This is a genomic window from Photobacterium sp. TY1-4 (assembly GCF_025398175.1).
In the GTDB taxonomy this organism is placed as follows: Bacteria; Pseudomonadota; Gammaproteobacteria; order Enterobacterales; family Vibrionaceae; genus Photobacterium.
This window is the reverse complement of the sequence record NZ_CP099734.1, coordinates 3,009,514-3,023,761: the sequence shown is the minus strand read 5'-3', so window position 1 is coordinate 3,023,761 and position 14,248 is coordinate 3,009,514. Positions and strand designations below refer to the sequence as shown.

The window sequence follows — 14,248 nt, the reverse complement described above, 5'->3', positions numbered from 1 at the left end:
GGTGTCAGTCATGGTGTCGCTCCTTAAATTGCGTCGTGATGGCCAGTAAGTACCAGCCGCCATGGGGGATCCACTGCTCCCCCCAGCGCCAGTTCTGATCCATGTTTTGATCATGTGGTGCGGGTTTAAAGGCAATATCCCGCTCATTGTCGAATCCTGAGGTGATGCCGTTACAGACCCCGCCTTTGGCGTTGGTGAAGCCCAGTTCCGGCAGGTAGTCCGGGTTGTTGCGGCCGTGGCCGTCCAGCATCGACATATCGAACGGGTTCAAGCCCAGGATCCAGTCGGTCAGCCGGTGCCCGTAGACTTTCAGCGCCGCTTTCAGGGCAGGGGTGATAGGATGGCGCTGGGCCAGATAAGCCATGGCGCTCAGCGAGGCCAGGCGGGCGTTCTCCCCCTGCCACCAGTAACCGGTTTCGTTATGGTGGGGAATGAAGAACTGGCTGCATTTCTCGCCATCCACCGGACGGACATACTGGCGCGGGTAGCCAAACGGATTAGTGACCTCGCCGGTAATGCGCAGTTCAAATTCAAGGGCCAGAGTTAACACCTGACAGAGCCGCTGGTGGTGCTGCGGTGCCGGCTCGATATCGAGGTACTGCATCAGGCTGATGGCCGGCAGGCCGGCTTCGGCAGCATGGAAATATGGGCGGCTGCCGTCCGGCGTGGCTGACCAGAAGTGCTGTTGCTGTGCGTCCGACTGCTGGCGGGCGGCCAGTTTATCGGCCCACTGCCGGGCTTGCTCCAGGTAGCGCTCATCCTGGGTGGACCGGTACAGCTCTACCGCAGCCAGCAGGGCGCAGTATTCATCAATAATGTTTTCCACGCCGTCATTGAGGTAATGGTGGTTCATCTCGACCAGGTGCCAGTAGCCGTGCTCTGCGGCTGCCAGACACGTGCGGCTCAGCTTGCGCTCGGCCAGACCCAGGCGCTCGGCCGTCGGGGTCAGCAACAGGCGTGCTGCCGCTGCCAGGGCTGCGATACTGATGCCGCCGCCCTGACGAAATCCGGCCTGGTAATCGTCCGATTTGATCCCTTTTTGGGTGGCGTAGGCACAGATATCCCGCTTGGCGGTGGATTTGCTCCACTGGTCAAACACCGTTATGTAAAAGTAGCCGTCCGGGTGCTGCATCCGCAGCAGGAATTCAGCGCCGAAACAGGCTTCTTCGGCCAGTCGGATCCGGGTGATATCGGCAATTGCGGTTTCACCGTCCAGCAACTCGAAGGCTTTGAGCAGGTTCCAGACCACCATCGGGGTCTGTTGCGGGTTGAAATAGTTGCTGTATGAAAGATGGCTGAGGTATTTGCTGACATCACCCGAGGCGTCATACCAGCCGCCATGGACATCCACGGTTTGCCCGCTGCCCAGCAGCGGGGCGTTGCGATCGGCGCGGTCAAAGATCCCGCCGCAGCGTTGGGATTTAAAATAATGCAGCACATCGCTGAAGGTCCGGTTCAGCAGCAGGCCTTCGGCAATGGTAAATGGCGGGGACACCACATCGGCAAGGCGCACCTGGTACTGGCCGCACGCCGTCCACGCGCTGAAATCAACCGAGTAGGCATGGCCGGTGTGCCATTGGTCGATTGGGCCGTCGACCCGGACCGGCATTTCCATCACCGGCTGGCCGTCGGCGCAGCGCAGCAGCTCCGCCGGTGCCAGCGCCAAGTCCGGGGCTGCCAGGACAATTGCCTGCTTGGCGCCGAAACGCTCATAGCCGAGGTGGTTGGTCAACAACTGCATGATGTCTTCCTTAGTGCTCATACTGGTAGCAGCGGACGAAGTGGTTTTCGGACAACTGGGTCACGCCCGGCAGTTGCTCGCGACACTTGTCCGTGGCGTGAGTGCAGCGGCCGGCAAACGGGCAACCGGTGCTGTCCGGGGTCCAGAGCGGGATCTCCCCTTTGTTGCCCTTGAGTTTTTCGTGGATCGATTTGCTTGGATCCGGCACGGCAGAAATTAGCAACTGGGTATACGGGTGCTGGGGATCATGGATGATTTCCTCGGTATCGCCCCATTCCACCATGTGGCCGACGTACATCACGGCCAGATCCTCGGCGATATAACGCGCGGTGGCGATGTCGTGGGTAATGTAGAGCAGCGCCATGTTGCGCTCGAATTTCATCTCTTCCATCAGGTTGAGCACCCCGGCCCGGATCGACACATCCAGCATCGAGGTCGGCTCATCGGCCAGTACCACTTCGGCACCAACCGCGATGTTGCGGGCCAGGTTGACCCGCTGGCGCTGGCCGCCTGAGAGCTGGTGGGGGTATTTGGCCGCCGTCTCTTTCGGCGGGATCAGGCCGACCTGCTCAAGCAGGCTGTAGACCCGCTCTTCGAGCTCTTTCTTGTTGCCCTTGCTGACCTTGTTGTGGATCAGCAGCGGGCGAGCAATATGGTGAAAAATGGTGTGGGTCGGGTTCAGCGATCCGAACGGATCCTGCCAGACCATCTGGATGCCCTGGCGGTACTCCATCAGCTCCCGGCGCTTGGTGATCTCGCTGATATCCCGGCCGTAGTATTCGATGTGGCCGTCGGTCGGGGCGTACATCTTGGCGATCATTTTGGCGGTGGTGGACTTGCCCGAGCCGGATTCCCCCACCACGGCCAGGCCGCGGCTTTTGTACATCTTGAAGGATACGTCGTTGATCGCCCGCATCATGGGCTTTTTCAAAGAGTTGCTGTTGACCTGAAAGTCTTTGATCAGGTTCTTGCCTTCGACAATCGGCTGTCCAACGGGTGCACTCATCTTGGTTTCCTCGATTCTTGTTCTGGTTTAACTGCGTTTGGTAAACAGATGGCAGTTGGAAAAACGGTTCGGCTCCAGCTGGGTCAGCAGGGTCGGCTGGCTGAAACAGGCGTCATGGGCCTTGCTGCAGCGGGCCTGGAACCGGCATCCGGTCGGGACTTCCAGCAGGTTGAGCGGGTTGCCCGGGATCCCGGTCAACCGGGTTTTCGGGCCGGTCAACGGCGGAAACGAGCTGCCCAGTCCCTCGGTGTACGGGTGGAACGGGGTTTCGAGGATTTGTTTGGATGGTGCCACTTCGACCAGCTCACCCGAGTACATGATCCCGATGCGATCGGAGAACTCGACCATCAGCGAGATGTCGTGGGTAATGAACAGGATGGAGAAGCCAAACTCTTCTTTCAGGGCGTAGATCTTTTGCAGGATCTCGCGCTGGACCACCACATCCAGAGCCGTGGTCGGCTCATCCATGATGATCATTTTCGGGTTCAGGGCCAGGGCGATGGCGATCACCAGGCGCTGGCGCATGCCGCCGGAGAACTGGTGCGGATAATCCTGCAGCCGGCTCGGGTGGATATCGACAATCTCCAGCAGGCCTTCGGCCCGGCGGATCGCCTGCTGACGGGTGAAGTTGGTGTGACGCATAATCACGTCACAGAATTGCTCTTCCATGGTCAGCACCGGGTTGAGGGCATTCATCGCACTTTGGAACACCATGGAAATCTCGCTCCAGCGGAAGGCGTTGATCTGGGCCTCGCTGAACTGAAGGATGTCGCCATGGCCGTCAAACAGCACTTCCCCACCGGTGATAAACGCCGGCGGCTTATGCAGGCGCATCAGGGAGAAGGCGACGGTGGATTTACCGCAGCCGGATTCGCCGGCGAGACCGAAGACCTCGCCTTTGCCGATGTCGAAGCTGACATTGTTGACGGCCCGGACGTCGCCGGCATCGGTGATGTAGTCGACGCACAGGTTGCGAATGGAGATCTGTGGGTTGGTCATTATTTTTCTCCCCCTTCAAGGGCCGGTTGTGTCGCGACAGCGGCCGGCGTTTTATTTTTGTTCTGTTGCGCCAGGTTTTTCCAGCGGCGCATGCCTTTGTGCGAGCGCAGCTGCGGGTTGGCAATTTCATCGACGGCAAAGTTCAGCAGCGCCAGGCCGATGGCGATGAAGGTCAGGGCAATACACGGGGTCAGCAGTTCCCACCAGGCGCCGACCAGCATGGACGAAGAAGCCTGGACGTTGTAGAGCATGATGCCCCAGCTGATGGAGTTCGGGTCACCCAGGCCGAGGAAGGACAAGGTTGCCTCGGTCATTATGGCCAGCATGACGGAGCCGATGAAGCTGGCGCCGACAATCGAGATCAGGTTCGGCAGGATTTCCACCATGATGATCCGCCAGGAGGACTCGCCCAGCACTTCCGCAGCTTTGACGAACTCTTTCTCCCGCAGCGACAGGGTTTGTGCCCGGACCACCCGTGCACCCCAGGCCCAGGAGGTCATCCCGATCACGATGGCGATGGTGAGCGGACCGGCCTGGCCGATAAAGGCTGCAATCACAAACAGCAGCGGCATCTGGGGGATCACCAGCATGATGTTCATGGCTGCCGACAGGATATCGTCGACCCGGCCGCCAAAGTACCCGGCAGAGACGCCCACCACAGTGGCTAAGAAGCAGACCATAAACCCGGCACCAAAGCCGACGGCCAGCGACGTCCGTGCGCCGTACAGGACCTGGGCCCAGATATCCCGGCCCATGCGGGTGGTGCCCAGTGCATGGTCAGCTTTTTTGGACAGGCGCAGGGTGCGGCTGCTGTCTGCCAGGTTTTCAGCCACCCAGCCATCGGGGCTGTGTTGCGCGGCTTTCACCACAAACGCCGGGTATTCGTGCGGGTTACCGGTCCTTTTGTCCGGGGCGTGTTTGGCCAGCAGCGGGGCAAACACAGCGGCCATTACGAACAGCACGATAATGGTGAGCCCGGCCATTGCCTTCGGGTTACTCCGGAGTAGTTTTATCAGGCCTTTCATGGTTATTTCCCTCCTTTGCGCAGACGAGGATCCAGGGCGACAATCAGCAGGTCCGCCAGGAAGTTAAAGAACAGCATAAAGAGGGTCATGATCAGCAGCTGGCCCTGCAGTACCTGGTAATCACGGGCATTAATCGCATTCAGCAGCACGGTGCCCAGACCCGGATAGTTGAAAATCATCTCGATGATCAGCTGGCCGCCAATCGCCATCCCAATCGCCATCGACAGGGCCGTCACACTCGGCAGCATGGCGTTTCGCGCCGCGTATTTGAACACCACCCGGTTCTCGTTCAGGCCCTTGCCCTTGGCCATGGTGATGTAGTCTTCGTTGAGCAGGTTGATCATGTTGTTTCGCATGTTGATCAGGAAGCCGCCGATCTGAATGATGGTGGCACAGAACAGCGGCAGCACCGCGTGGTAGCCGACATCTTTGTAGAAAGCCCAACTGGTCCAGTCCGGCGTTGTCCCGGCGGTATAGGCATAGGTCGACGGGAACCACTTGGTACCGATCGCGAAGGTATAGAGCACCAGCATCGCGACCACCACCGGCGGGACGGCCTGGATCACCATCATGCCCGGGGAAATAAAGGCATCGTATTTACTGCCGCGTTTCCAGGCCGCGAAGATCCCCAGAATGGAGCCGATACAGAAGGCCAGGATAACCGCCGTGCCGGCCAGGAACAGGGACCAGCCGACGGCGCCGCCGAGCATGTCATTGACGGTTTGCGGGTAGGTCTGGATTGAAATCCCCAGATCCCAGGACAGGATGCTTTTGAGGTAAACCAGATATTGGTAATACAGTGGCCCATCGACGAAGCCCAGCAGCTCCTTCATCGCGGCAATCCGCTCCGGGGTTACCTGCACCGAGGCATTGGCGAACATCATGGTCACCGGGTCGCCCGGCATTGCCCGGGGAATAATAAAGTTGATCGTAATTGCCACCAGCAGGGCAACCAGATAAAAACTCAGTCGTCTCAGAAAAAATCCCATAACTCACACCTTAATCATCCAGCGTATTATCCGACCAGATTTAAGACACACCTTCCCCTGACCAGTGGCCATGTACGACAGGAGGGGGAGGTTGAAGAGGCGGTGCGCAAGGCGCGCACCGCAAATTAAGTAATAATTATGCTTTTGGTTTCAAGTCGAGGACTTGCAGCAGACGCTCTTGCGTGTTGGTGATTGGCATCGGACGTCCTTTCGGATTCTTCTCGTTCCACCAGCCGGTAAAGCGCGCGGTGTTGTACTGCGACGTGTAGGCCCCGGACATCACCGGAATCGTCACCTGGTTCTCCGCAATAATCTTCTGAACCTTGTGCGCAATTTTCAGCTGCTCATCACGATCCGCGGTTTTATAGAAGCCGTTTAGCAGCTTGTCCAGCTCCGCATTGGTCCAGTAGTGCAGCGCGAAGCGCGGCATGCCTTCATTGGCCTGGAAGCGTGAGTGGTAACCGCTGTCCCAGTAGGTGTACGGGTCGGCGCCGTGGAAATAGTTGGTATAGGCAACATCATAAGATGCATCCAGCATCGCCTGGTTATAGACCGAGAAATCCGGGGTGCTGGCCTTGGCCTGAATTCCGACTTCCTGCAGCATTTCAACACCCAGTTGAACGGTATTGTTGAAGTCAGTCCAGCCATTCGGGGACTGAATGGTCAGGCTGATTTGCTTGCCGGTCGGCGTTTCGACAAAGCCGTCGCCATCGGTATCTTTAAAGCCGGCTTTTTTCAGCAGGGCTTTAGCGTTGGCAACGTTGTAGGTCATGAACGGTTTGTACTGGTTGTACACCTTGTCATCAGACCATGCCGCAAAGGCTTTGCCCAGACCTGAAGCGTAGTCGTTCAACACACCGCCGCCGTAGAAGGCGATATCGATGATGGTTTCACGGTCAATGGCCATCGAGAAGGCACGGCGGAAGTCGATGTTGTTGATCGCTTCGCGGTTGCCGTCTTTTGGCGATTTGTAGTTCAGCATGAAAGCCTGGGTCCCGCCGGCCGGATACCAGTATTTGTTATCCGGGCTGGCAGCCGCGTAGGTGCTGTCGACATCCGGGATGAACGAGTAGGTCCAGTCGAACTTGCCGCTCAGCACCTGGCCGAGGAACTGATCGTTGCCGGCAATTTGTGGCAGGCGCAGACAGTCTACGTCCAGGTTGTCGTTATCCCAGTAGTTCGGGTTGCGGCACTGGGTGTACAGTTGCGGGGTGAATGTATCAATTTGGGTAAAGGGACCGGTGCCGACCGGGTTTTCATTGGTAAAGCGGGTTGGATCGCCAACTTTGCTCCAGACGTGCTTGGCGACGACAGACACTTCGTTGATCAGGTAAGGGACGTTCGAGTTGGCTTCGGTGAGGTCAAACACCACTTTGTTGCCCGCAGCTTTGATTGATTTCAGGCGGACGTTGATCCCGGTGCGGTCCAGCTCCGGATGCTTCTTCAGCAGGTTGAAGGTGTATGCCACATCTTCGGCGCTAAAGGGCTTGCCGTCGGACCATTTGACGCCTTTGCGGATTTCAAAGGTGACCTGCTTGAGATCGTCAGACATATAGTAGTCTGTCGCCAGACGCATGACCGGCTTGTTCCCCTGGAGCTCATTGAAGACAACCAGTGGCTCATAGATGAAGTCCTGCACGGTATCGAGCTGGGTTTCCAGGAACGGGTTAAAGTTACGAACAAAGGTTGGGAAGAACTTAGGGACCATGGTCAGTTCCGCACGCTCTGATGCGGTGGCGACAGGCGCGGTCAGCATGGTCGACGTTGCAGCAATCACTGCAAGCGAGAGTTTTTTCTTGTTGATATTGGCAAGCATAGCTGTTCCTTACTTGATTGCGCTTAAGTTTCACTTATGGAAAAAAATCCCCGTAGGGTGCTTTGAACCTACTCCGCAATGGCAGGGTACTGCGCCGCAGCGAATGGCCTTGTAGGCTCTCAGTGCCTTAAGGAAACCCCTGATTGACAGTTCCGTCAATCTGCGATCCCGTTAAAAACGTTAAAATAAGCCGGCTCCCTGTTAAATCCGTCAAAAAAATACTGTCAGTATCATCAGTAAGGCGTGCTGCCTGTGCGCTACATCGCATTTGAGGTACGGTGAATTGCTGTCTACTGTGAGTGGTTACTATCTTCCATCTTATTTATATAAAAGAGCTTTGTGTGATTTTAATACGGTGTGTGATGTAACGCACGGTGCCTCGGGCAGGTTATTTCCCGGCGGAAAATTTAGGGTGGGATTTGTTGTGATTGGCTTCTCAGAATCTGAAACAGACCCGGCTTTCTCGCGCTTGGGTCTCAGGTTTGGCGGTGATTGTGCTTTTTTTAAGCGGATTTTCTGTGCTTTATCGGGGAGGAACTCGGGGGTGTTCAGCCGGTGTTCCAGCTTAATTATCGGGATTAAAAAATGGTTTTCAGGGCTGGCGAAAGCCCCCGGAAACGGGGGCTGCTGATATGGTGTGTGGCGGTCTGGGCTGCCCGGATCAGGCGCTCAGGAGCTGCTGGAGCTGCTCTTTCATGTGCTCGAGCTGATGGCGCTCTGCGGTGGTTGCCGATGTGCTATGGCAACGCTCCAGAACGAAATCGATGGTGTTCAGCACTGTGCGCCAGCGCGGCGATTTGGGCAGGGTTTCCTGGTGCAGGTATTTGTCCAGCGTCCGGGTTTGCAGCGTACTGCGGTCGAGATAGACCCGCCACAGGCCGCTTTCTTCAGCTAATTCGAACTTGGTTTTTTGCGTCGCATCTTCCCAGTACCGGAGCGTGGCCTTCATGGTTTCGACCAGCAGGGCGCGGATGGTCTCGGCTTTCTCCTGCTCTTTGCCGTCCAGGCGATCGGCCAGATGGGTAAATTCCTCACCCAATTCGCGCAGTTGCTGCAGGTTGCTGCGATCCCCGTCGGCGGCAAAGCCGCAGATCACTTCAATGGCGTTTTCCAGCATTTCAATGCGCTGTCGGGTGGTGGGGCCGTGGTGATCGATTATCAGCATCCGTTGCAGGCCGGAACTTTCCGGCAGATGGATGACATCGGTTTCCAATCCCGTCATGGTCTCGCCACAGCGGAACAGCAGGTGGCCGTGGTAATGGTGGTTGGTGTTGATCTCTTCCGGCAGGTGGGTCGCCAGAAAATCATCAATGCAATGGCGTTCGAGCTGCTCCGGCGCCCGCTGCAGCAGCTTGCCGGCAGCACTGTTGGCATAGCGGATCCGACCGTCCTGGCGGATACACAGAATGGCCTCCTGGGTCGATTCGAGCAGGCCCAGCAGACGGCTCTGGGCTTCCAGCAGGCCGGCTTCCACGGCCTCCCGGCGCTGAATTTCCTGCTCCAGCGCCTGATTCTTCTGGCGCTGGATTTCCGTCTTCCCGGCCTGCAGGTGGGCATGGATGCGGGCGACGAGCTCTTCTTTGTTGAACGGCTTGGTCAGGTAGTCGTTGGCACCGGATTCAAATCCCTTGATCCGATCCTGGACCTGCCCCAGGGCCGAGAGCATGATGATCGGCAGCTCAATCAGCGAATGGCGTTGCCGTAGCTGGTGGCACACTTCATAGCCGGACATTTCCGGCATCATGATATCGAGCAGGATCAGGGCAGGCTGTTCGGTGTCGACCAGTGTCATGGCCTCGCGCCCGTTGTCGGCGGTCAGGACCCGGTAGCCTTCCAGGCGTAGGAAGTTATTAAGGATCTGCAGGTTGACCGGCTCGTCATCGACGACCAGCAGTAGTTCCCCATCCGGGTTTTCCGGCAAATCCTGGCTGTCGCAAGTGGCCGTTTCCAGCGCGGGGAGCTGGAAATGTTTGCAGGCGCTGGCCTGCCGGCTGTCGACGATGTCGGCTTCCGAGGCGAGGTTGAGGGTGAAACTGAACGTCGCCCCGACCATCGGCTGGCTGCTGACATAGAGCCGACCGCCCATCAGCTCAATGAGCTGCCGACTGATGGATAAGCCCAGCCCGGCGCCCTGGCGGTAGTGGCCGGATTGGGTATTGGCCTGGATCAGCGGCTCAAAAATATGCTCGAGTTGCTCTGGCGGGATCCCCTGGCCGGTGTCGACCACCTGGATCCGGACCTGGTGATCCAGCACCGTGGCGGACAGGATGATTTTGCCTTCCGAGGTGTACTTAATGGCATTGCCGACCAGGTTATAAAGCACTTGTTCGAGCCGTTGCTCATCCCCCAGCACCAGCGGCAAGTGGTCGGGGATCTGGTTGATGATCCGGATTGGCTTGCTGCCGAGCAGGTGGCTGGAAAGCTCCAGCACCAGGCGGACGGCAGACGCCAGATCGACCGCTTGCTTCTCGATAGTCAGATCGCCGTAACGCATTTTGTGGTAGTCGAGCAGATCATCGACCAGGTTGGTCAGGCGCTGGCCGCTGTTGATGATCATTTCCAGTTGGCGGCGCTGGGCGGGTTGGATCGGGCCGCTGGCACCGGCCAGCAGGGATTCGGCTATCCCGACCATCCCGTGCAGCGGGGTGCGCAGTTCGTGGGAGGTGGTCGCCAGGAACTCATCTTTGAGTTTATCGGCGGTCTGGAGCTCATCATTCTGTTGGCGGATCACCTGCAGGTTGTGTTCCAGCTCGGTATTTTGCTCCCGGATCAGGGTGATTTTTTCACGGATCGAGCGCTGCATCCGGGAAAAACTCACGGCCAGGCGGCCAATTTCATCACCGCGTTCGGTACTGCTGATGGTCTGGTCCATATCCCCAGCCGAGACTTGCTCTGCGGCCCAGGTCAGGCGTAGCAGCGGGGCAGTGATGGAGTTCGACAGCCAGTGCGAGGCGATGATCACCAGCGCAATGGCAGTGAGCATGGCCCCGGCAAAGATTTTCTCCAGCTGATGAACCCGGGCAAAGGCCTCTTCTTCCGGCAGCTCAATCACCAGGGCCCAGGTGTTGCCCAGCACATCCACCGGGGCGAATGCGCTGAGCACCGGGATTTGGTTGAAGTTTAAAAAGCTGCCCACACCGCGCTCACCACTGAGGGCCTGATCGATACTCGGGCTCGACAGGTCACTCGGCTGAGACGGGCTGCCCGGCAGGCGGGCGTGATGATCGCCGCCGACCAGCAGGGTCTGGATATGGCTGGCATGGGGACCGGTGTCGGTGATCAACCCGCTGATGGACTGGTTGTCGAGCCGGAAGAAGACATAGCTGTGCAGGTAGCCCTGCTGGATGATCGGGGCGGCAAACCAGGCCGCATGCTCGCCGGTTACAGTGGCCGTACTGAAGTCGGTAAAGACCACCGGCACCTGCTCGGGCTCCCGTTGGGCCTGACGGGTTTTATCTCGGATAGTGGTGAAGGTCTGGTGCAGCGCCGGGTACGGCGAGGCGCTCGATGCCAGGTTGAGGCTGAATTTGTCCGGATTACTGGCGGAGTAGACGATATTGCCGTCGAGATCGACCAGCAGGATATCGGTAAAGTCCGAGCGTTTGAGATATTCAGCGTAAGCCCAGTTATAGCGCTTGTACATCAGCCGGTAGCGTTCGTGGCCGACATAGTTGCCGCTGTAGCTGTTGTTGTCGGTTTTGGCGGTCAGGGTGTCGGTAAAGTAGCGGCGGTTGCCGACGCCTTTGATCAGCGTGTCGATATCCCCCAGTTGGTGATAGGCGCCGACCAGGCCGTAAAAGCGACCGCCGCTGGCATTGGCCAGCTCTGAGCGGGCGAAGCTCTGGACTTCAGACTCGCGGGCGGCAAAGTAACTGTTGAGCTGCTTTTGCTTGTTCTCCAACAGCGAGGCCAGATGGTTGGTGCTTTGCTCGATCAGATCATTGGTATGGGAGTTGAGGAAAAAGAGGGCTGACAGGGTCAGCGGGGTAATACTGAGAACGAGAAAGGCCAGCATAAGGGTATGCTGAAGTCGTTTAAAACGGGCTGTTTTCTGCATGCCTGTGCCTGAAATTCACCTGATAGATACGAGACGAAGTGCGCGAAACGTGTCGCAACTTCCGTCAGAACTGAGGTTATCTGTGGGCTGTTTTGACGTATTTGTCGCGGATGCCGAACACGGGCGCCCTGAAAAAACAGCCAGATCCCCCTGTTATACTGAGTTTTTTTGAGTGTTCAAGGAAGTGGCGCAGGAAGCGTGTTCTGTAACACATATTTGACAAAGTTAACGGTAAGATGAGCCGTTTTTGTCCGAAGTTTGCCATAAATGACGTTTTTTACAGCGGATTGAGTGAGAGGGCTGAGCATCTACTCAGCCCGGTGCGATTATTTTTTCGCAGCGTAAATATTGAATTTGTTGGTGCTTGCCAGGGTGTCGCATTGGCCCAGGCTGGCTTCGATCAGCGGCGGGTAACGCAGGAAGCTGTTAGCTACAATAATCATCTGACCGTTCGGGGTCAGGTAGTTCGGCGCTTCGGCGATGAAAGTTTCCGTCGCGGTATAGAAGGTTTTCAGCCCGGCATGGAACGGCGGGTTGCTGATCAGGTAATCATACGGCCCGCTCAGCGCGGCGTAGACGTCTGTCGGGGTAAAGGTTGCCTCGAGCTGGTTGACCCGGAAGGTTTCGCGGGCTGATTCAATCGCCAGGGCACTGACATCACACAGCTCCAGGTCGATGGCCGGATTGCGGGTTTTCATCACCGCGCCGATGACCCCGGCACCGCAGCCAAAGTCCAGCACTTTGCCGCTCAGCGGCGGCAGCGTTTCGAGCAACAGCTCGGAGCCCCGGTCAAACTCGCCGTGACTGAACACGCCCGGCAGCGAGCGAATGGTCAGCGCGGTACCGGCGACATTGACATCATAGCTGCGGAACCAGTCACTCAGGGTGAATGCGTCTGGTGCCTGCTCACAGCGGCCCCAGTAGAAACTGCAGCGCCGTGCGGAATCATATTTGTTCAGGCTGCCCAGCGACTGGAACAGCTTCTCGGCGCTGCGTACGCCACTGCGGTTCTCGCCCACGATACACACTTCCGTGCCCGGACCGAATTTGCTCAGCACCATGGTGAGCAGGTACTCGGCTTCAGCCTTGGCTTTGGGCCAGTACATCAGGACCATGTCGCACTGGATGTCGGCGGTCAGCTCGGCGCCGAAATAGGCGTCGATTTGGCTGTGGCGCTGCATCTGGCGGTAGTAGCCGTAGTGGGTGGTAAATACTGCCACAGCGCTGGCCACTTGGGTCAGTTCCAGCGGGAAGGTATCGGCAAGCTCGCCGATCACAAGCACGTTGCGGTTCTCAAAAAACTCAAGCTGGCGGGCAACCACCTGGCTTGCAGCAGTATAGGACATCGTGGCCTCAGTCTAGTCTTGCGGAATTCTGGGCGCGAATTGTTCCACAAATCACCATAGATGGAAAGGTGAACAGCGCCGGAGGACGGCGCTGTTGCGGGGGAGCAGGCTCAGTTCTTGTCCTGGTTGGCCAGGAAGTCGTGAAATTCCACCTCATAGAGCTTGAACAGCACCAGGGTGACGGCAAAGATAACCGGGCCGTAGATCAGGCCAATCAGGCCGAACAGGTGCAGGCCGCCGAGGATGGACAGGAAGATCAACAGGGTGTTCATGCCGGAGTTGCCCTGCATCAACAGCGGACGGAGGAAATTGTCGATCGAGCCGACGACGATGACGCCCCAGCCCACCAGGAACAGGCTCCACTGCCACTGGCCGACCAGCAACAGATACAGCGCCGCCGGCAGCCAGATCAGGGCGGTACCGACCACCGGAATAAAGGAGGCGAAGGCCATCATCGAACCCCAGAACAAGCCCGGGAAACCGGCAACCCACATGGCAAAGCCACCGGCGATCCCTTGTGCCAGGGCGGTCAGGAAAGAGCCCAGGACCGCTGATTTGGCAACTTGCTCGACTTCGCTCAGGACGGCGTCTTCCTGGCTGCGTGACAGTGGGATCACGTGGCGCAGCGCCGTGACCATTTTTTTATGATCCCGCAACAGGAAAAACAGCACAAACAGCATCAGCATGAAGCTGAGGACGAAGTTGGTGGCATCGCCGAGCAAACGGGCACTGATGTTGAGCAACTGGGCACCGAACTTGGAGGCGGCGGCCGCCACTTTCTGGAGGATGGCCTGGGCATCGAGGGGCTCGAACGGTGAGTATTCTTCAATCAGCGCCAGCGCTTTGACCGTCACCGGGTGCGACAAGACCTCTTTGGCCCCGCCGGAGGTCAGCCATTGGTAGCTCTCTTTTGAGAAGGTCGAGCCCTGCTGGATGATCGAGGTAAAGACGACCAATACCGGGATCACGATCATTACCGTGAGCAGGGTGCACGAGAGCATCGCGGCGGCATTGGGGTGGGCCGGCAGTTTCCGCTCCACCCGGGTGTGCAGCGGGTAGTAGAGCAGGGAAATAATAAAGGCCATCACAATGGGGCCGAGATAGGGCTCGATCAGCCGATAGCTGGCGTAGGCCGCCAGGACCAGGGCTGCGATAAGCATCCAGTGGCGTGACTCAGCTCTGAACGGGGTAGACACGATGGCAATCCTTCCTGTTTTGAATACGGAACTAGTTGTATGATTGCATTGGTGCTTCGGAGTGGCAATCTTT

At 57.9% G+C, this 14,248-nt stretch carries 9 protein-coding genes; all 9 read right to left on the bottom strand.

The annotated features are described in order from the left end of the window. Window positions 1-4: 4 nt before the first annotated feature. The 9 genes from NH461_RS14035 to NH461_RS13995 all read right to left on the bottom strand — a co-directional run bounded on the left by NH461_RS14035 (window position 5) and on the right by NH461_RS13995 (window position 14,139). The gene (locus NH461_RS14035) at window positions 5-1,741 is read right to left on the bottom strand and encodes a glycoside hydrolase family 9 protein (protein ID WP_261600947.1); all 1,737 of its coding nucleotides are present in this window, start codon (window positions 1,739-1,741) and stop codon (window positions 5-7) included. A gap of 10 nt (window positions 1,742-1,751) precedes the next feature. After that, window positions 1,752-2,747, bottom strand: a complete 996-nt coding sequence (locus tag NH461_RS14030) for an ABC transporter ATP-binding protein (protein ID WP_261600946.1) — start codon at window positions 2,745-2,747, stop codon at window positions 1,752-1,754. Between the two features lie 27 nt (window positions 2,748-2,774). Continuing rightward, window positions 2,775-3,746, bottom strand: a complete 972-nt coding sequence (locus NH461_RS14025) for an ABC transporter ATP-binding protein (protein WP_261600945.1) — start codon at window positions 3,744-3,746, stop codon at window positions 2,775-2,777. Further along, window positions 3,746-4,771, bottom strand: a complete 1,026-nt coding sequence (locus NH461_RS14020; protein ID WP_261600944.1) for an ABC transporter permease — start codon at window positions 4,769-4,771, stop codon at window positions 3,746-3,748. Before NH461_RS14020 ends, NH461_RS14025 begins: the two co-directional genes overlap by 1 nt. Before the next feature lie 2 nt (window positions 4,772-4,773). Then, on the bottom strand, window positions 4,774-5,760 hold the full coding sequence (locus NH461_RS14015) for an ABC transporter permease (RefSeq protein WP_261600943.1): 987 nt from the start codon (window positions 5,758-5,760) through the stop codon (window positions 4,774-4,776). Window positions 5,761-5,896: 136 nt separating this feature from the next. Then, a complete protein-coding gene (locus tag NH461_RS14010; RefSeq protein WP_261600942.1) occupies window positions 5,897-7,576 on the bottom strand; it encodes an ABC transporter substrate-binding protein in 1,680 nt (559 codons plus the stop codon). Between the two features lie 661 nt (window positions 7,577-8,237). After that, complete coding sequence (locus NH461_RS14005) at window positions 8,238-11,633, bottom strand: response regulator (RefSeq protein WP_261600941.1); 3,396 nt, start codon at window positions 11,631-11,633, stop codon at window positions 8,238-8,240. 326 nt (window positions 11,634-11,959) lie between these two features. Beyond that, window positions 11,960-12,979, bottom strand: a complete 1,020-nt coding sequence (gene rsmC / locus NH461_RS14000) for a 16S rRNA (guanine(1207)-N(2))-methyltransferase RsmC (RefSeq protein WP_261600940.1) — start codon at window positions 12,977-12,979, stop codon at window positions 11,960-11,962. A 110-nt stretch (window positions 12,980-13,089) separates the two neighbouring features. After that, on the bottom strand, window positions 13,090-14,139 hold the full coding sequence (locus tag NH461_RS13995; protein ID WP_410000113.1) for an AI-2E family transporter: 1,050 nt from the start codon (window positions 14,137-14,139) through the stop codon (window positions 13,090-13,092). Window positions 14,140-14,248: the final 109 nt, after the last annotated feature.

Coding starts and splice junctions, on each gene's coding strand:
- NH461_RS14035 (WP_261600947.1), bottom strand. CDS start 1,741: ATGCAGTTGTTGACCAACCACCTCGGCTATGAGCGTTTCGGCGCCAAG.
- NH461_RS14030 (WP_261600946.1), bottom strand. CDS start 2,747: ATGAGTGCACCCGTTGGACAGCCGATTGTCGAAGGCAAGAACCTGATC.
- NH461_RS14025 (WP_261600945.1), bottom strand. CDS start 3,746: ATGACCAACCCACAGATCTCCATTCGCAACCTGTGCGTCGACTACATC.
- NH461_RS14020 (WP_261600944.1), bottom strand. CDS start 4,771: ATGAAAGGCCTGATAAAACTACTCCGGAGTAACCCGAAGGCAATGGCC.
- NH461_RS14015 (WP_261600943.1), bottom strand. CDS start 5,760: ATGGGATTTTTTCTGAGACGACTGAGTTTTTATCTGGTTGCCCTGCTG.
- NH461_RS14010 (WP_261600942.1), bottom strand. CDS start 7,576: ATGCTTGCCAATATCAACAAGAAAAAACTCTCGCTTGCAGTGATTGCT.
- NH461_RS14005 (WP_261600941.1), bottom strand. CDS start 11,633: ATGCAGAAAACAGCCCGTTTTAAACGACTTCAGCATACCCTTATGCTG.
- rsmC (WP_261600940.1), bottom strand. CDS start 12,979: ATGTCCTATACTGCTGCAAGCCAGGTGGTTGCCCGCCAGCTTGAGTTT.
- NH461_RS13995 (WP_410000113.1), bottom strand. CDS start 14,139: ATGCTTATCGCAGCCCTGGTCCTGGCGGCCTACGCCAGCTATCGGCTG.